Annotated in this window: 18 protein-coding genes; 10 read left to right on the forward strand and 8 right to left on the reverse strand. The window is 71.9% G+C overall.

Annotated features, from left to right (window positions below):
* Nucleotides 1-41: 41 nt before the first annotated feature.
* Genes IE255_RS40430 through IE255_RS28200 form a run of 5 tightly spaced genes read left to right on the forward strand, consistent with a single transcriptional unit; the run spans nt 42 to nt 2422 of the window.
* Nucleotides 42-308 (forward strand): glycosyltransferase family protein, encoded by a 267-nt coding sequence (locus tag IE255_RS40430; RefSeq protein WP_372487575.1) that lies wholly within the window; start codon nt 42-44, stop codon nt 306-308.
* Entirely contained in the window at nt 194-784 is a 591-nt protein-coding gene (locus IE255_RS28185) for a glycosyltransferase family 2 protein (RefSeq protein ID WP_190053180.1), read from the forward strand. The genes IE255_RS40430 and IE255_RS28185 overlap by 115 nt, the downstream gene beginning before the upstream one ends.
* Nucleotides 785-832: 48 nt before the next feature.
* The gene (locus tag IE255_RS28190; protein ID WP_190053181.1) at nt 833-1006 is read left to right on the forward strand and encodes a hypothetical protein; all 174 of its coding nucleotides are present in this window, start codon (nt 833-835) and stop codon (nt 1004-1006) included.
* A 58-nt stretch (nt 1007-1064) separates the two neighbouring features.
* Nucleotides 1065-1700: a class E sortase gene (locus IE255_RS28195; protein WP_190053182.1), complete on the forward strand. Its 636-nt coding sequence runs from the start codon at nt 1065-1067 to the stop codon at nt 1698-1700.
* Nucleotides 1700-2422 (forward strand): TetR/AcrR family transcriptional regulator, encoded by a 723-nt coding sequence (locus tag IE255_RS28200; RefSeq protein WP_190053183.1) that lies wholly within the window; start codon nt 1700-1702, stop codon nt 2420-2422. The genes IE255_RS28195 and IE255_RS28200 overlap by 1 nt, the downstream gene beginning before the upstream one ends.
* Nucleotides 2423-2458: 36 nt before the next feature.
* Here the strand turns inward: IE255_RS28200 and IE255_RS28205 are convergent, their stop codons facing one another.
* The 3 genes from IE255_RS28205 to IE255_RS28215 form a co-directional block, all read right to left on the reverse strand.
* On the reverse strand, nt 2459-3373 hold the full coding sequence (locus IE255_RS28205) for an SDR family oxidoreductase (RefSeq protein WP_190053184.1): 915 nt from the start codon (nt 3371-3373) through the stop codon (nt 2459-2461).
* A gap of 89 nt (nt 3374-3462) precedes the next feature.
* Complete coding sequence (locus tag IE255_RS28210) at nt 3463-4092, reverse strand: MBL fold metallo-hydrolase (RefSeq protein WP_190053185.1); 630 nt, start codon at nt 4090-4092, stop codon at nt 3463-3465.
* Nucleotides 4092-5177, reverse strand: coding sequence for an S-(hydroxymethyl)mycothiol dehydrogenase (locus tag IE255_RS28215; RefSeq protein ID WP_190053186.1), 1086 nt, complete (start codon nt 5175-5177; stop codon nt 4092-4094). Before IE255_RS28215 ends, IE255_RS28210 begins: the two co-directional genes overlap by 1 nt.
* 161 nt (nt 5178-5338) lie before the next feature.
* Here IE255_RS28215 and IE255_RS28220 point away from each other — a divergent pair, with 161 nt between their 5' ends.
* Nucleotides 5339-7093 (forward strand): ABC transporter ATP-binding protein, encoded by a 1755-nt coding sequence (locus IE255_RS28220; protein WP_190053187.1) that lies wholly within the window; start codon nt 5339-5341, stop codon nt 7091-7093.
* Nucleotides 7094-7150: 57 nt separating this feature from the next.
* Here the strand turns inward: IE255_RS28220 and IE255_RS28225 are convergent, their stop codons facing one another.
* On the reverse strand, nt 7151-7435 hold the full coding sequence (locus tag IE255_RS28225) for a hypothetical protein (RefSeq protein ID WP_190053283.1): 285 nt from the start codon (nt 7433-7435) through the stop codon (nt 7151-7153).
* A gap of 143 nt (nt 7436-7578) precedes the next feature.
* On the opposite strand from IE255_RS28225, the gene IE255_RS28230 reads away from it, so the two are divergent.
* Nucleotides 7579-7944 carry a nuclear transport factor 2 family protein gene (locus tag IE255_RS28230; protein WP_190053188.1) on the forward strand — a complete coding sequence of 122 codons (366 nt, stop codon included), beginning with the start codon at nt 7579-7581 and terminating at the stop codon, nt 7942-7944.
* A gap of 44 nt (nt 7945-7988) precedes the next feature.
* Here the strand turns inward: IE255_RS28230 and IE255_RS28235 are convergent, their stop codons facing one another.
* The gene (locus tag IE255_RS28235) at nt 7989-8870 is read right to left on the reverse strand and encodes an NAD(P)-dependent oxidoreductase (RefSeq protein ID WP_190053189.1); all 882 of its coding nucleotides are present in this window, start codon (nt 8868-8870) and stop codon (nt 7989-7991) included.
* 157 nt (nt 8871-9027) lie between these two features.
* Between IE255_RS28235 and IE255_RS28240 the strand changes: the two genes are divergently transcribed.
* Complete coding sequence (locus tag IE255_RS28240) at nt 9028-10014, forward strand: GlxA family transcriptional regulator (protein WP_443732522.1); 987 nt, start codon at nt 9028-9030, stop codon at nt 10012-10014.
* Nucleotide 10015: 1 nt separating this feature from the next.
* Here IE255_RS28240 and IE255_RS28245 read toward each other — a convergent pair whose 3' ends face one another.
* The gene (locus IE255_RS28245) at nt 10016-10675 is read right to left on the reverse strand and encodes a TetR/AcrR family transcriptional regulator (protein ID WP_190053191.1); all 660 of its coding nucleotides are present in this window, start codon (nt 10673-10675) and stop codon (nt 10016-10018) included.
* 145 nt (nt 10676-10820) lie between these two features.
* Here IE255_RS28245 and IE255_RS28250 point away from each other — a divergent pair, with 145 nt between their 5' ends.
* Entirely contained in the window at nt 10821-12077 is a 1257-nt protein-coding gene (locus tag IE255_RS28250; protein ID WP_190053192.1) for a YncE family protein, read from the forward strand.
* Here IE255_RS28250 and IE255_RS28255 read toward each other — a convergent pair.
* Together IE255_RS28255 and IE255_RS28260 are read right to left on the reverse strand one after the other, a co-directional pair.
* A complete protein-coding gene (locus IE255_RS28255) occupies nt 12070-13929 on the reverse strand; it encodes a cellulase family glycosylhydrolase (RefSeq protein WP_190053193.1) in 1860 nt (619 codons plus the stop codon). The genes IE255_RS28250 and IE255_RS28255 overlap by 8 nt on opposite strands.
* Before the next feature lie 82 nt (nt 13930-14011).
* On the reverse strand, nt 14012-15985 hold the full coding sequence (locus IE255_RS28260; protein ID WP_190053194.1) for an elongation factor G: 1974 nt from the start codon (nt 15983-15985) through the stop codon (nt 14012-14014).
* 190 nt (nt 15986-16175) lie between these two features.
* Here IE255_RS28260 and IE255_RS28265 point away from each other — a divergent pair, with 190 nt between their 5' ends.
* Nucleotides 16176-17282 (forward strand): XdhC family protein, encoded by a 1107-nt coding sequence (locus tag IE255_RS28265; protein WP_190053195.1) that lies wholly within the window; start codon nt 16176-16178, stop codon nt 17280-17282.
* Nucleotides 17283-17390: the final 108 nt, after the last annotated feature.

The raw sequence follows: 17390 nt of genomic DNA on the forward strand, positions 1-17390 counted from the left end.
TCCTCGTCCAGGACGCCGACACCTACCTGGACCCTCACTTCATCGAGGTCACCCTCAAGAAGATGGCGCAGGGCTACGGCGCTGTCGGCGGGAACTTCCGCGGCCGTTCCGGCGGCAGACTCTGCGGGGCGTTCCAGCGCAACGAGTACGCCCGGTACGCACGGGACACGGCGCACAAGAGAGGCAAGGTGCTGTGCCTGACCGGCACGGCCTGTCTCTTCCGGGCCGGCGCCCGAAGGACGTCCTCGCGGCGCGCGCATCAGGCCGCCTCCCTCCGGCCCAAGGCGTCTACGACACGAAGGCGCTGACGGAGGACAACGAGCTCACACTGGCTCTGAAGCACCTCCACTACCGCATCGTCGCCCCGTCGCGGGCGACCATGACCGCCGAGGTCATGGAGACCTGGAGAGCCCTCGCCAAGCAGCGGCTCCGCTGGAAGCGCGGCGCGCTGGAGAACCTGATCGACTACGGCCTCACCCGCTACACCGCGGAAGGCTGGGCCCGGCAGGTCGTGGCCTTCCTCGGAGCGTCCGTCTCCGCTGCCTACGTGGGTTCCGTGATCTGGTTCCTCGCTGCCGGCTCGGGCATGAGAATCGCTCCGTTCTGGATCGCTTTCACGGGCTTCTACGCCATCGAGCGCGCGATCACCGTGAAATCGCGGGGCTGGCGTGTATCGGTCGCCTCGATGCTGGTGCTCCCCGAGTGGTGCTACGACCTGTTCCTCCAGGGCGTCCACGTCCGCGCCCTCGCGGACACGGCCCTGCGAAGGGACCGCAGCTGGTGAACACGAACGACTCACAGAAGAAAACCCGCACAGAGAAAGGACAAGGTCATGGCGAACTATGTAGGCGCGGGCACCACAGCAGGCGGGACCAGCGGCGCGGGGCTGCTGCCGGTCACCGGCGGCCCCGGGAGTGTCTGGTTCTGGATCGTCGTCTTCGTGCTGGTCGCGGCGGGTTGCGCCGCCCTGCGGCTGATCCCGCGCAAGATCAGGGACGACGCCTGACGAAGGTCGCCCGAGCGGGGCCACGGCAGTGGCCCCACCGCCCTTCAGGAGGTCGGGTATGAGAAGGGTGATCCGTCTTCTGAGTCTCGGCCTGATCCTCGCCGGACTGGCCCTGGGCGGCTTCAAGATCCTTCAGGACCGGCAGTCCGACGACGTCTACGACCACACCCAGCAGGCACTGCGCAATGAACTGCGGCAGTCGGCCGCCCCACGGGACGTCGCGGTCGAGGAGGAGAAATCCGCTCCGCGTCGCGACGGAGAGGCTTTCGCGGTGCTGCGCGTTCCGCGCTTCGGCCCGCACTACGCACCGGTCATCGTCGAGGGCGTGTCGCAGAAGGCACTCGAAAAGGGCCCGGGGCACTTCCCCGGGACGGCACAGCCGGGTGAGAAGGGCAATTTCGCGGTCGCGGGCCACCGGACCGGGTGGGGGCAACCCTTCCATCGGCTCCCGGAACTGAAGAAGGGCGACGCGATCGACATCGAGTGGCAGCGGACGACCTACACCTACCGGGTCACCCACAGCAAGGTCGTGGAGCCCTCCGACGTCGGTGTGCTTCTCCCCGTCCCCGGCAAGCCGGGGGTTCGGCCCGACAAGGCCCGGATCACGCTGATCACGTGCACGGACCGCGGCTGGGACGGCTCGTACGTCCATAGGTTCGTCGTCTGGGGGGAACTGGAGAGGCCGGGCAGGTGATGGTGCACGACGAGGGGCCGGGCGCCGACGACGACGGCCGCCACGGCAGGCTCAGCCGCGAGCGGGTGCTCGCCACCGCTCTCGACCTGGTCGACCGCGAGGGCCTCGCCGCCCTGACCATGCGCCGCGTGGGGGCCGAACTCGGCGTGGAGGCCATGTCCCTGTACCGCTACGCGCCCGGCAAGAACGCCCTGCTGGACGGGGTGGTGGAGGCCCTCTTCCGGCAACTGGAGGACCGTCTCGCCCGGGCCCCCGCCCCGGAAGCGGCCGCCCGGGCCGGGACGCCCGAGTGGCGGGCCGAACTGCATCGCATCGCCCTCGTCACCTACCAGGTCTGCCTCGACCACCCCGAGGGCGCGCCGCTGATCATCACGCGCATGACCGAGGTGCCGCTGGCCCGCAGGGCGCCGGCGGTCCTCAGGGATCAGGAGCGTGTGCTCGGCGCCCTCTGGGAAGCGGGCCTCGACGACGCCCGCGCCGCCTCGGTCCTGCGTGCCTTCACCGCCTGGGTCCTCGGATACGTGTCGGTGGAGCTGCGGGCCATGGTGGACAACCCCGACGAGCCCGATCCCGCCTTCCGGCTCGGTCTGTACCGCATGCCGTTCCGGGAGTTGCCCCGGCTCCGGGCGACCGCCCCCGCCCTCGCCGAGCGGGGCGGTCCGGAGGGCCTGGCCGCCGGGCTGGACGCCCTGCTCGACCGCTTCGTCGACCTGCGGGAGTGACGGCCGGCCCGGCGGGCCCGTCGGTGAGCCTCGCCGTCAGCGGTAACCGGTCGTGTCCGCCGGCTTGCCCGCGTCCTGGACCTCTACGAGGTAGCGCCAGGCGTCCGGGCGGCTGCCGTCGAGGTCGGTGAAGCCGTACACCGGGGCGAGGCCGCCGCTGGAGAGGGAGCGGCCGTTCCAGCGCGCCACGTCCGGGTCGGCGGCGAGCGCGGCCACGGCCCGGCCCACGTAGCGCGGGGTCTCCGAGATGGCGAAGTGGGGGACGCGCTCCAGGGCGTCACGCCAGTTCTCCTCCCGGACGCCGTAGGTGTCGAGCATGATCTCCGAGCGCAGCCAGCCGGGGGTGAGCGCGACGGCGGTGGCGCCGCGCGGGCCGAGTTCGTGGCCCAGGGCGAAGGCCATGCGCAGGACGGACGCCTTGGCGAGGTCGTAGAAGAAGTTCACGCGGTAGTGGGCGCCGTTGTATTCGGCGGTGCCGTCGGTGACCTCGACGACCAGGCCGCCGGGGTGGCGCAGCAGCAGGGGCAGGGCGTGGTGGCTGGTGACGGCGTGGGTCTCGACGGCGAGCCGGAGCAGCCGCAGGCCGTTGTCGAGGTCGTGCTCCCAGAGCGGGCTGTCCCACTCGAAGAGGAGCTCGCCGCCCCAGATGTCGTTGACGAGGACGTCGAGGCGGCCCTGTTCGTCCGCGATGCGGTCGACGAGGGCGCGGACCTGCGCCGGGTCGAGATGGTCGGTGGGGACCGCGATGCCCCGGCCGCCGGCCTCGGTGACCAGGTCGGCGGTGTCCTCGATGGTCTCCGGCCGGTCGTACTCCGAGCGGCGCTCGCGGGTGGTGCGGCCGGTGACGTAGACCGTGGCGCCGGCCGCGCCGAGTTCGACGGCGATCCCTCGTCCCGCGCCCCGGGTCGCCCCGGCGACCAGTGCGACCTTGCCCTTGAGCGGAGCTGACATGTCCGGCCTCCCGTGCCCTCGACTGTGTGACGGTCTCAGGGTGACGGGTAAGCCGGACATCTTCTGTCGCCTTTTACGGCGACACGCGATCAGTGGCCCCGGGCGATCCATTCCTCCAGGTGCGGGGCCTCAGCGCCGATCGTGGTGGAGTCGCCGTGGCCGGTGCGGACGGTGGTCTCCGGCGGCAGGGTGAGCAGCCGGTCGCGGATCGAGTCGATGATCGTCGGGAAGTGCGAGAAGGACCGGCCGGTGGCGCCGGGGCCGCCCTGGAAGAGGGTGTCGCCGGTGAAGACGGTGGCCAGCCCCGGGTCGTACAGGCACACCGCGCCGGGCGCGTGCCCCGGGGTGTGCAGGACGCGCAGGTCGGCGCCGCCGGCCTCGATGACCTGGCCGTCGACCAGCCAGGCGTCGGGTTCCCGGTCGGGGTGCGTCTGCTTCCACAGCGGCAGGTCGTCGCGGTGCAGCCAGATGGTGGCCCCGGTGCGCTCGGCGAGGGCGGGGGCGGCGTCGATGTGGTCGTTGTGGGCGTGCGTGCAGACGATGGCGGTGAGCCGGCGGTCTCCGACGGCCTCGGCGATGGCGTCGGCGTCGTGGGCGGCGTCGATGACGATCGCCTCGTGGTCGTCGCCGACGATCCAGACGTTGTTGTCGACGTCCCAGGTGCCGCCGTCGAGGCTGAACTGGCCGGAGGTGACGAGGTGTTCGACGCGTGTGGTCATCACAGCACCACCACCGAGCGCAGGACGTCGCCGTGGTGCATGCGCTCGAACGCCTTCTCCACCTCGTCCAGCTGAATGGTCTCGGTGACGAACGCCCCGAGATCCAGGCGTCCTTGCAGATGCAGGTCGATCAGCATCGGGAAGTCCCGGGAGGGCAGGCAGTCGCCGTACCAGCTCGACTTCAGTGCTCCGCCGCGGCCGAAGACGTCGAGCAGGGGCAGTTCGAGTTTCATCTCGGGGGTGGGCACGCCGACCAGGACGACCGTGCCGGCCAGGTCGCGGGCGTAGAAGGCCTGCTTGTAGGTCTCCGGGCGGCCGACGGCCTCGATGACGACGTCGGCGCCGAAGCCTCCGGTCAGCTCGCGGATCGCCTCGACCGGGTCGGTCTCCCGCGAGTTGACGGTGTGCGTGGCGCCCATGGTCCGCGCGGTCTCCAGCTTGCGGTCGTCGATGTCGACGGCGATGATCCGCGCCGCTCCGGCCAGGTGCGACCCGGCGATGGCCGCGTCCCCGACGCCGCCGCAGCCGATGACGGCGACCGTGTCGCCCCGGCCGACGTTCCCGGTGTTGATCGCGGCGCCGATGCCGGCCATCACACCGCAGCCGAGCAGGCCGGCCACCTGCGGGGCGACGGCCGGGTCGACCTTGGTGCACTGCCCGGCGGCGACCAGGGTCTTCTCGGCGAAGGCGCCGATCCCGAGGGCCGGGGACAGCTCGGTCCCGTCGGTGAGGGTCATCTTCTGCTTCGCGTTGTGGGTGTCGAAGCAGTACCAGGGCCGCCCGCGCAGGCACGCCCGGCAGGTCCCGCAGACCGCACGCCAGTTGAGGATGACGAAGTCACCGGGCTCGACGTCGGTGACGCCGTCGCCGACCGCCTCGACCTCGCCCGCGGCCTCGTGGCCGAGCAGGAAGGGGAAGTCGTCGTTGATGCCGCCCTGCTTGTAGTGCAGATCGGTGTGGCACACCCCGCAGGCCTGGACGCGCACGACCGCCTCGCCCGGGCCGGGGTCGGGCACGAGAACCGTCTCGATCCGCACCGGCTCGTCCTTGCCGGGCGCGATCACACCGCGTACTTCCTGCGCCATGGTGCTGACTCCTTCGTCGGCCGGGGTTCGTACCCTCCGACCCTACGTGCGACTGATCGGTAAGGGGCGCTGATCGGCCACCTGGCTGTCCGTGAAAGGGCAGGCCGGGCGGGTCGGCGCCGACGTAGCCTGAACGCTCCGCCCGACGCCGAAGGAGCGACGTGAGCATCGCAGAGACCGAGACCGCCCCACCCCCCTGGCGGCAGCTCCTCGGATACGTACGGCCGCACCGCTGGTCGCTGATCGCGGGTGCCGCGCTCTCGCTGGTCACCGGGGCGACCGGGCTGCTGCTGCCGCTGGTGGCGCAGGGCCTCATCGACGACCTGGCGCACGACCGGGCCATCACCGGGGCGCTGCTGGCGATGTCGGCCCTGATCGTGGCCAACGCGGCGGTGGGCGCGCTCGGTTCGTACGTGCTCCAGCGCACCGCCGAGTCGGTGGTGCTCGGCGCGCGGCGGGCCCTGTCGTCGTATCTGCTGCGGCTGCGGATCACGGCCGTGGACCGCACCGAACCCGGGGACCTGATGGCCCGCATCACCTCCGACACCACCCTGCTGCGCGCGGTCACCACCGACTCGCTGGTCGGCCTGGGCACGGGCGGTCTGACGCTCGTCGCGACGGTGGTGATGATGGGCCTGGTGGACGCCGTGCTGCTGGGCGTCACGCTGGCCGTGATCCTGGGCGCGGGCGTGATCCTCGGTGTGATCGTGCCGCGGATCAACAAGGCGAGCCGGCAGGCGCAGGACGCGGTGGGTGTCATGGGCGCCTCGCTGGAGCGGATCCTCGGCGCGCTGCGCACCGTGAAGGCGTCCGGTGCCGAGCACCGGGAGGAGATCATGCTGCACGAGGCGGCGCAGGAGTCGTGGCGGCAGAGTGTGCGGGCCGCCAAGTGGTCGGCGGCCGCGGGCAACACGGCGGGGCTCGCCATGCAGATCGCCTTCATCACCGTGCTCGCGGTGGGCGGCGCGCGCGTCGCGACCGGCGCGATCGACGTGGGCACGCTGGTCGCGTTCCTGCTGTTCGTCTTCTACCTGATGTCGCCGATACAGCAGGTCGTCGGCGCCGTCACGCAGTACCAGACGGGCGCGGCGGCCCTCACCCGCATCCAGGAGGCGCTGCGGCTGCCCGCCGAGCCGGCCGCCGCGTCCGCGCCGCTGCCCTCCCCCGGTACGCGCCCGGCGGAGCTGGCCTTCGAGGACGTCCGCTTCCGCTACGCCGAGGACCTGCCGTACGTCCACCACGGCGTGACGTTCACCGTGCCCGCGCAGGGCATGACGGCGTTCGTGGGCCCGTCCGGCGCGGGCAAGACCACCGTCTTCTCGCTGATCGAGCGGTTCTACGACCCCGACTCCGGCGTGATCCGGCTGGACGGCCGGGACCTGGCCGACTGGGAGCTGCCGCAGCTGCGCGCCGCGATCGGCTACGTGGAGCAGGACGCGCCGGTCCTGTCGGGCTCGCTGCGGGAGAACCTGCTGCTGGGCAATCCGGAGGCGGACGACGACGCCCTGGCGCGGGTGCTGAAGACGACCCGTCTCGACGGGCTGGTCGCGAAGCTCCCCGCCGGTCTGGACACGCTGGTCGGGCACCGGGGCACCAAGCTGTCGGGCGGTGAGCAGCAGCGGGTCGCCATCGCCCGGGCGCTGCTGCGCCGCCCCCGGCTGCTGCTGCTCGACGAGGCCACCTCGCAGCTGGACGCGGTGAACGAGGCGGCGCTGCGCGACACCGTGGCCGACGTGGCCCGCACGACCACGGTGCTGGTGGTGGCGCACCGGCTGTCGACCGTGACGATGGCCGACCGGATCGTGGTGATGGACGCGGGCCGGGTCCGGGCCGTCGGCACCCACCGCGAGCTGGTGACGGCCGACCCGCTCTACGCGGAGCTGGCGGCGACGCAGTTCCTGGCCGCTGCGGACTGACCCCGGACGTGGGTGAGGGCTGCCCGATCCGGGCAGCCCTCACGCGGCGCGCGGCCGTCAGCGGACGTTCGGAACAAGGCCGAACACCGGGGCGACCAGGCCGACGACCTGGTTCAGCTGGTTGAGGTCGTTGAGGCGGTTCAGGCCGGCCAGCTGGGAGGAGGGCCGCGGGATCTCGTCCTTGTGCTCGGCGGGGATGTCGCTGACGGTCAGCGAGTCGAGCGTGGCCATCGGGCTGAGCGGGCTCTTCGCTTCGGCGTCGGCCGCGTTCGCCATCGGCGCGGCGAGGCCGGTGACACTCGCGGCGAGACCAACGGCGGCGACGATACGTCGTGTTGAGATCCTGCCTATCGCAACGCCGGCGGGGCCTCGGCGGACACGGGCGTGCGGCCCCGCTCACCCGTCAGGCCCAGCGTCCCCTGCGCTTGCCGAGCCCGCCGGGCGGGTGGAGGCTCGGGAGGAGAGGCCCTTCGAAGGAGGTCATCATGGGAACCGCCGCAGAGCCAGCCTTCGACAGAGAGACACTTCGCCGGGGCTTGGAAGGGGAGAACCCGGACATCCTGCTCTCGCTCTACGCCGACGACGCGAAGTTCCGCATCGTGGACCACATGACCCAGCCCAGCCACCCCAAGGTCCTGCACGGCCGGGACGAGATCGGGCGGATGCTGGAGGACGTCTACAGCCGCGACATGACGCACAAGCTGGAGCGGTGCGTCATCCAGGGCGACGAGGCCGCCTACAGCGAGAGCTGCGAGTACGCGGACGGCGTGCGCGTCCTGTCCGAGTCGATGCTCTCGCTGCGGAACGGCAAGATCGCCGAGCAGACGCTGGTGCAGGCCTGGGACGAGTAGACCGGCAGCCCGGTGAGCCCGTGGGTCGCGTCGGGCCGGCCCGCTCAGTCCCCCGGCGCGGAGCGCAGCACCTCGATCAGGCTGGCGTAGCTGTCCTGTCCGTGGCCCGCGGCGCTCGCCTTCTCCATCGCGGTCTTCAGCAGTTCGGGGAGGGCGTTGTCGATGCCCCGGGCCGCCGCCGCGTGGATCAGATGGCCGATGGCCGCGATCTGCACGTCGACGGTGGCGTCGTCGCCCGGGTAGCGGCCGGCGTCCACCTGGGGCGCGTACGTGGTGAGGAAGCCCGCCACGGCCGTCAGCCAGCGGATCGCGACAGGAGTGAAGTCGGTCGCGGCCGTGCCCTCCGCGCCGACCAGCGCGGTGCCGTGCAGCCAGCCGGTCATGGTGGACCACATCAGGCCGAGCAGGGCGGCGTCGTAGAGGGAGGCGAGGCCCGGGTCGGCGCCCAGGTACAGGGGGTCGCCGAGGGCCGCCAGAATGGGGCGGTGGGTCTCGAAGAGCTCCTGGGAGCCGCTGTAGAGGAACATCATGGCGGGGTCGCCCACGCCGGGCGGGGTGGTCATGATGGCGCCGTCGAGGTAGTCGGCCCCGTGGGAGCCCGCCCACGCGACGGCCTCCCGGGCCTGCTCGGGAGAGCCGGAGGTGAGGTTGACCAGGGTTCTGCCCTTGAGCGCCGCCGCGGCGGGGTCGACGACGGTCCGCAGCGCCTCGTAGTCCAGGACGCAGGCGATGACCAGCGGGGCGGCGGCGATCGCCGCCTCGGGTGTCGCGGCCGCGCAGGCGCCGCGCTCGACCAAGGGCTGGGCCTTGTCCGGGGACCGGTTCCAGACCGTGGTCGGGTGGCCCCGGTCCAGCAGCGCGGCGGCCAGGGCCGAGCCCATCGAGCCCAGTCCGAGGACGGTGACGGCCTGCTGTCGTGCGGTCATGCTGCGACTCCTCGCGTGTACAGGGGTGTTCGTACGTGCCGTGTGATCACGTACGAACACGCTCGCAGGGCGCGGAGATCCGGAACAGTGACAGTGGTGACGGCCTCCACCAAATTCCTGCCATACGCTTCGGGGCATGAGCGCCGGTTCCGTGGCCGTGGTGGTCACCGAGGAGATCGGGATCCCCTCGTGGGATCTGTACGAACTGAGCATCCCCTGCACGGTGTTCGGCACACCGCAGCCCGATCTCGGCGATCCCTGGTACGAGTTGAGACTGTGCGCGGCCGGGGCCGAGGAGGCGACCGGTCAGGGCCTGAGTCTGCGCACGCCCTACGGGCTGGACGATCTGGTCGGCGCCGACACCGTCATCGTGCCCTCCGTGCCCGACCCGTGCGTCGAGGAAGGCAGGCCGCTGCCGCGGGAGCTGACCGACGCCCTGCGCCGCGCCCATGCGGCGGGTGCCCGCATGGTGTCCCTGTGCACCGGCGCCTTCGCGCTCGCCGAGGCGGGGCTGCTCGACGGGCGGCGCGCAACCGCCCACTGGATGCACACCGCCCAACTGGCCGAGCGCTACCCGAAGGTGGACGTCGACGCGTCGGTGCTCTACGTGGACGACGGCGACGTCCTCACCAGTGCCGGACTGACCGCCGGACTCGACCTGTGTCTGCACCTGGTGCGGCGCGACCTCGGCGCGCACGTCGCCAACCAGCTGGCCCGCCGCATGGTGGTGCCCGCCCACCGGCCGGGCGGGCAGGCGCAGTTCATCGAGCTGCCGGTGCCGGCCGGCGACGACGAGGGGCTGGCCCCCGTCCTGGAGTGGGCGCGGGCCCGGCTGGACCGGCCGCTGACGGTCGCGGACCTGGCGCGCCGGGCCTCGATGAGCCCGCGCACGTTCTACCGGCGGCTCCAGGCGGCCACCGGGACGACCCCGCTCCAGTGGCTCCTCGACCAGCGGCTCGGGCGCGCCCGGTCCCTGCTGGAGTCGACGGATCTGCCGATCGAGAAGGTCGGCGAACTGAGCGGCCTGGGCACGGCCAACAACCTGCGCCACCACTTCCTCAAGCACCTCGGCGTGTCGCCCGGGGACTACCGGCGGGCCTTTCCCGGGGCGCAGGCGAGCGGGCGCGCGCACCTCCGGGTCTGACTCAGCTCCGCGGAGCCCATCCCGGCGGCCGGAGGATCCCCAGCAGCTGCCGGACCAGTTCGTCGACGACCTCGTCCAGCGTGGCGTCGACCCAGCCGGCGCTCCAGTCGTGCAGCAGGCCGTTGACGCTGCCGATGAAGCCCGTCGCCGCGAGGCGGTAGTCGCGGGGTGCCGCCTCCCCGCGCGCGGCGGCCGCCTCGGCCTCGGCGCAGATGAGGTCGATCCAGCCCGCGCGGCGGGCCAGCCGCTGTTCCTCCAGGCGCGGGCTGACGCCGATGATCTCGACGAAGGTGATGCGGATCCGGCGCGGATCGGCGGCGACGTTCCCGGCGTAGGCGCGGAAGATCGCGGTGGCGCGCTCGACGAGCGGCAGGTCCGCCGCGCCGGCGGCGGCCTCCAGCACCGCCGCCTCGGCCCAGCCGTTGACCTGGAGGTGCAGCGCGGCGAGCACGTCCTCCAGGGTGCGGAACTCCTCGTAGAACTGTCGGGTGGACAGCCCGGCCGCCTCGCTGAGCGCCGCGACGGTGGTGGCGCGGAAGCCGGGGGTGTCGCCGAACAGTTGGAGCGCGGCGTCGAGGAACCTCCGGCGCCGCTCTGCCTGCCGCTCCTGGGCGGTCTTGCCGCCGTAGCGGCCGGTCGGCGCTTTGAGTCTGCCCGGCACCGGCTCCCCTTTCGTTGTTCGAACACTGATTTTGTCGTGCACGTGGTCTTGTGGAGAAGGCCACCCCTTCCTTACTTTTCAGTAAGTTGACTCTGAAAGCACGTGTGTTCAGATTCCTCACCCCACCGCAGAGGAGGGATCAGCCATGCCCGTCTTCCGACGACGGCACTTGTGCTCCCTGGGCGCCGCCCTCGCCCTGACCGCCACCGTCCCCGCGACCGCCGCCCAGGCGGCCACCCCGGGCGCCGCCGCCGCGTTGCGCGAGGTGATGTTCGTGGGCAACAACTGGGACGGCACGGCCGATGTCATCAGATCGTCCGGTGACTTCGGGAAGATCGGCCGCATCAACGTCATCCCCGACAAGGACGAGCGGATGGCGGAGATCAACGCCGATCCGATCAAGTGGATCTACTTCATGGCGATCCGCAACAGTGTCGGCGAGGGCCACGACCAGTTCGTCGACGACATGTACTCCACGCCGGACGGCGGCTCCATGGTCGTGTCCCGGCCGAGCTTCGCCGACGTCGTGTCCATCGATCTGGCCACCGGCGACATCAACTGGCGCTTCCCCGTGACCGGTTACCGCTCCGACCACATGGCCGTCTCCCCGGACGGCAAGCGGGTCGCGGTGTCGGCGTCGACCTCGAACACCGTGCACGTGCTGGACATCGTCACGGGCAGGGAGCTGGGCAGGTTCGCCACCGGTGACAAGCCGCACGAGAACATCTTCACCCAGGACGGCAAGTACATCTACAACATGGCGATCGGCGACGTGAACACGCAGACCGACGCGCCCTGGCTGGACTGGACGAAGGGCGACCGGCGCATCACGGTCGTCGACGCGAGCACGTACAAGCAGGTCAAGGTCATCGACATGCGCCCGCATCTGGACGCGCTCGGTCTGAAGGACCACTCCGACGCCGTCCGGCCGGCCGTGTTCTCGCCGGACGAGTCGAAGCTGTACTTCCAGGTGTCGTTCTTCAACGGCTTCTTCGAGTACGACCTCGCCACGGACAAGATCACCCGGACGAAGACGCTGCCGAAGAACCCGGCGACCAGCGACGACCGCACCACGTTCGTCAACGACTCCCGCCACCACGGCATCTCGATGAGCCCGGACGGCCGCAAGCTGTGCGTCGCGGGCACGATGGACGACTACGCCACGGTCGTCGACCGCGCCACCCTCAAGGAGGGCCCGCTCGTCACCGCCTCCAAGCCCTACTGGGCCACGGTCAGCGGTGACGGCAGGTCCTGCGTCGTCTCCGAGAGCGGCACCGACCAGGTCACGGCCATCGACTTCGCCACCGGCAAGAAGGTCGTGTCCGTGCCGGTCGGCGACCACCCGCAGCGGGTACGGCTGGGTCACGTGGCGGCCGGCTGGACCGGGCCGTCCGCTAGCTGACCTCCTTCGCGGCCCACGCCGCCAGTTCGGAGCGGGCCGCGGCGAGCAGGTCCGCCGGGGGAGCCGTCGCCCCGTTGGTCACCAGCGCGTAGTGCAGGACGTTCGAGTCCGGCGCGGTGAGCAGCAGGCGGCGGCTTCCCGTGCCGCCCGGCTCCTCGGCCACGCCGACCGGGGTCGTCGAGGTGTACGCCGGCGGGGCGTGGACCGTGCCCAGGTCGGAGACGACCGTGGTGGACGCGGTCGGGAAGCTCGCCGGCAGATGCAGCTCGGTGGGCGCCGAGCCGCCGTTCGAGCGCCACAGCAGCAGCCCGTACTGCCCGGACCCCACCAGCCGCTGCACGTTCGGCAGCGAACTCGGCACCGGGTTCCAGGTCAGGGTCGTCGAGCCGTCCCGGGAGCGGTCCTCGTAGGTGAAGCCGACGGTCGTACCGGCCGTGGCGCTCGGGTAGAGGCGGTCCAGCAGCCGGGCGTCCTGGCGCAGCACCGGCTTGCCCGAGTCGTCGAGGCGTACGGCGGACAGGTCCTCGTCGTTCCAGGCGTCGCCCTCGGTGAGCACCTTGTCTGGGTTGCCGTTCATCAGCTCGCGGTGCCGGCCGTTGTAGATGTCCCACTGCCACTGGGAGCCGGAGAGGACCGGCCCGGAGGCCGCCGGGTCGGACCACCAGTCGGCTCCCTTCAGGCGGGAGTCGAGGGCCTGGTACATCCCCTTGAGGACGGTCGGCGCCTTGTCGGAGACGTTGCCCGCCAGGGGATGCCCGAACTCGCTGACCACGGCGGCGGTCTGCGCGGCGGCGGCCCGGTCGCGGACCGTGCGGAAGTCGTTCACGTACTGGCCGTCGGCCGCCTTGCCCCACATGAAGACGCCGGAGATGGCCTTCTGGTCGTAGAAGTGGGTGTTGAACACATAGCGCGGTCCGAGCTTGCCGGCGTCCAGCAGGCCGCCCTCCTGCTTCTGGAAGTCGAGGTTGGCGTTCCAGAACAGGTTCGGTTCGACGAAGGCGGGCTTGTCGCGCCAGCCGGCCGCGTCCATGCGGGCGCGGAACTTCTCGTAGAACGGCCAGAGCACGTCCTTCTCCCAGGCGCGGCTGGTCTGCCCGGAGTCGTAGACGCCGGCGTGGGGCTCGTTGTAGGGGTCGAAGCCCGCGACGCCCTTGAACTGGTCGGCGCTCACGTGCTGCCGGACGTAGTCCATGGTCTTCTGGGCGGTGGCGAGGAAGGCGTCCTGCACGCCGTGGGCGTTGTGCCAGAAGTCGTACGACGCCCGCTTCACGGCCTCGTTCTGGGTGATGTTCTGCCCCCAGAAGAGGCAGATGCCGCAGGACTCGTCGGGGTAGTTCCCGGCGTCCACGGCCCACTTGGGCGCGCCGTCGCCGGTGTACCAGCTGTCGGCGTCGAACAGGTACCGGGAGTAGAGGTCCTGGTGGAAGTCGGGGTAGACGCGGATGCCGGCGTCGAGGAAGGCCTTCATCTGGTCGGTGGCGGCGGCGAGGTAGGCCGTGTCCACCCGGCCGCGCTCGGGTTCGGCGTACGCCCAGGAGAGCAGGAAGCGGACGGTGTTGCCGCCGCCGAGGGCGCGCAGCGCGGTCGCCGACTTGCGGGCGTCGGCGACCGAGGCGAAGGGCAGGCCCTTGTTCTCCGCGAGCTTGGTCTCACCGGAGACGTTGTAGCCGCGCAGCACGATCTCGCGGCCGTGGGCGTCGGTGAAGCGGCCGCCCCGCACGGTGACCGTCGGGTCGTCGAACCACAGGGAGCCGGCCGGGGGCGCGGCGGTGGCGGGCGGGACGCCCGCCACCGACGTGGAGCCGAAGAGGACAGCCAGGACAACCAGCAGACGCACTCGGATAGTCGGCATGTCCACTACAGTCCGGTAATTTCAGGACACCGTCAACACCCCTGACTCTGGAGTAAGTTCCCGCTCGGCCGGCGCGCACACCTCAGCCGCCCACTCTTCGTGTCACGTTCAACAAGTACTCCCTCCGGTTCAGCGGGTTGTGGTCGGTACGCGGGCGCTCGGGGACCGTGCCGTGCGTGACCCGCGCATAGTGAGCGAAGGCGCTCTCCAGCTCGCCCTCGCCCCGGGTGAGCCCCGGCAGCCGCTGTTCGAGGGCGTGCACCCGGGCCGCCGGCACGGTGCCTTCGAGGACGCAGACGTCCCCCCGGTTCCGCGTCGTCTCGGGTACGGCCGCGAGCCCGGCCAGGACCGGCAGCAGGGCGCCGAGGGTGTCCGCCGGGGCCTCGACACGGAAGCGGTGCATCGGCTCGTGGACCCGGGTCCCGGCCCGCCGCAGCGCCTCGACGAGCACCAGCGGGGTCAGGCCGCGGAAGTCGGCGCCCGTGCTCGACATGCTCTTGTCGAAGCCCTGGTGGGCGTGGCTCTGGCGGGGCGAGTAGCCGCTGTGCGTCATGGTGACCAGGCAGTCGGGGACCTGCCAGCCGTGCAGGCCCTGGTCGAGGGTCTCGCGCACGGTGTCCTCCACGGCCTTGAAGAAGGCGTACGGCATGGATCCGAGCTCCACCTCCAGCCGGAAGGCGACGCCCGACCCGGCCGGTGCGGGCTCGACGCGCAGACCGACCGTCGCGAGGAACGGGTTCTCGTCCTTCTTGTTGAACTCCACGGCGTGTCCGGTGCCGACGAGCCGTTCGACGCACAGCGGCGTGGTCTCGCGGAACGTGACGTCGAGGCCGTACTCCTCGGCGAGGGTGGCCTGGATGACCTCCTTCTGCACCTCGCCGTAGAGGGACACGGAGGTCTCCTGCCGCCGTTCGTCGTGGCGCAGGCCGATCAGCGGGTCCTGTTCGGCGAGCTGGGCGAGCGCGAGGTGGAGTGCGCCCCGGTGCGTGCCCGGGCCGGGGACGACGACCGTCTCCAGGGTGGGCGGGGCGAAGACGTGCTCGTACGCCTTGCGGGGCTCGCCGAGGGCGTCGCCGATCCTGATGTCGCCGAGACCGGTGAGGCGGGCGATCTGACCGGCGACGACGGCGTCCGCGGGGGTGGCCGTGCCGTGGCCGAAGACGCTGATCGCGGTGACCCGGCCCTCGGCGCCGTCCGCTCCGCAGGGGATGCGGTCGCGGACGCGCAGGGTGCCGGAGAAGATCCGGGCGTAGGCGACCTTCTCCCCCGCCGGGCCCCGCTCGACCTTGAACACGGTTCCGGAGACCGGCCCGTCCGGGTCCCCGTCGGCCGCCGGGAGCAGTTCCCCGACGCCGGCCAGGAGCGCGTCGACACCGGCGCCCGTGGCGGCGGAGCCGAAGTACACCGGGTGGACCAGGGCCTGACGGGTCTGGGCGGCCAGGGCCCTGCGCAGGAGGGTGTCCGTGACGGTGTCCTCGACGTACGCGGACAGCAGGGCGTCGTCGTGGTCGGCGAGGACGTCCAGGGCGGCGGCCGGTCCGGGCCCGGGGACGAAGCGGGCCGCGCGGGTGCCGAGGCCGGTGGCGGTGCCCATGGGCACGATCGCGGGTGTCAGCCGGGCCGAGATCTCCCGCAGCACCTCCTCGTGGCGTGCCCCGCGCCGGTCGATCTTGTTGACGAAGAGCAGCGTCGGGATGCGCAGCCGCCGGAGCGTCCGCATCAGCACCCGCGTCTGCGCCTGCACCCCTTCGACGGCGGAGACGACGAGGACGACACCGTCCAGCACGCCGAGCACGCGCTCCACCTCGGCGATGAAGTCCGGGTGACCGGGGGTGTCGATGAGGTTGACCGTCACGCCGTCGAGCGGGAAGGAGACCACGGCGGACTTGATGGTGATGCCGCGCTGCCGCTCCAGCGCCAGGGTGTCGGTGCGGGTGTTCCCGTCGTCGACGCTGCCGATCTCGTCGATCACCCCGGCCGAATGGAGCAGCCGCTCGGTCAGGCTGGTCTTACCGGCGTCGACATGGGCGAGAATTCCAAGGTTGAGCAACTGCACGAAGCGTCATGTCCTTCGGAGAGAGAGGCGTTCCGGACTGGGGGGACATGGACGCAGTGCGCATCTGAAGCTCCTCGGGACTCGGCGACGTCGTCGTCCCGTGCAGTGCAGCAGAACGGCCCGGGGAGCCACAACGGAATTAACCGCGCCGGGGTACCCGGCGGGGGTGCGCCAAGGAGAGGAGCGGCTCGTGCGTGACGTTCTCCCGGTGCTCGGGCGCTGGTACGCGGCCGGGCTCCCGTTCGGCCTCGCGACGGTCGTCGAGGTGAGCCGCAGCGCACCGCGCGACCCGGGTGCGGCGATGGCGGTGGGCCCGGACGACGAGGTCGTGGGCAGTGTGTCCGGAGGCTGTGTCGAGGGCGCGGTGTTCGAACTGGCGAAGGAGGTCGTGGCGAGCGGCGAGGCCCGGCGGGCGACCTTCGGCTACAGCGACGAGGACGCCTTCGCGGTCGGCCTGACCTGCGGTGGTGAGATCACGGTGCTCGTCCGCCCCGTCACGCCCGAGCGGGATCCCGCGTTCGGCGCGGTCGCGGAGTCGGTCGCGGCGGGAGAGCCGGTGACCGTGGCCACGGTCACCGACGGCCCGGCGCGGCGCGGGGCGGTGCTGGCCGTCTGGCCGGACCGGGTCTCGGGCACGCTCGGCGCGCGGGGCCTGGACGCCGCCGTCACCGCCGACGCGCGCGGCGAACTCGCCCTGGGCGCCACCGGCCTGCGGCACTACGGGCCCGAGGGGCAGCGCCGCGAGGACTCCGTCAGCGTGTTCCTCCAGTCCTTCGCGCCGCCGCCGCGGATGCTGGTCTTCGGCGCGATCGACTACGCGGCGGCCGTGGCCCGCATCGGGGACTTCCTCGGCTACCGGGTCACGGTCTGCGACGCCCGCCCGGTCTTCGCCACGCCCCGGCGCTTCCCCGAGGGCGTCGAGGTGGTCGCCGAGTGGCCGGACCGCTATCTGCGCGACACGGACACCGACGAGCGCACGGTGATCTGCGTCCTCACGCACGACCCGAAGTTCGACGTGCCACTGCTGACCGAGGCGCTGCGCCGGCCGGCCGCGTACATCGGGGCGATGGGCAGCCGCCGTACCCACGCCGACCGGGCGGCGCGGCTGGCCGAGGCCGGGCTGACGGAGCACGAGCTGTCGCGGCTGCGCTCACCGGTCGGCCTCGACCTCGGGGCCCGGACGCCCGAGGAGGTGGCGGTGTCCGTAGCCGCCGAGATCGTGGCCCTGCGCTGGGGCGGCACCGGCGCGCCGCTCACGGCGACGGAGGGGGCGGTGCATCCGCGCCCGCCCCGCTGACTCAGGCGTCGCCGAAGGGCTTGCGGCCCCACGCCGAGATCATCGGTGAGGTGGCGAGACCGACGAGGAGCTCGACCGGCGCCCGACCGCCGTGGAGGCCGGACGCCT

This window comes from Streptomyces lomondensis (assembly GCF_014651035.1).
In the GTDB taxonomy this organism is placed as follows: domain Bacteria; phylum Actinomycetota; class Actinomycetes; order Streptomycetales; family Streptomycetaceae; genus Streptomyces; species Streptomyces lomondensis.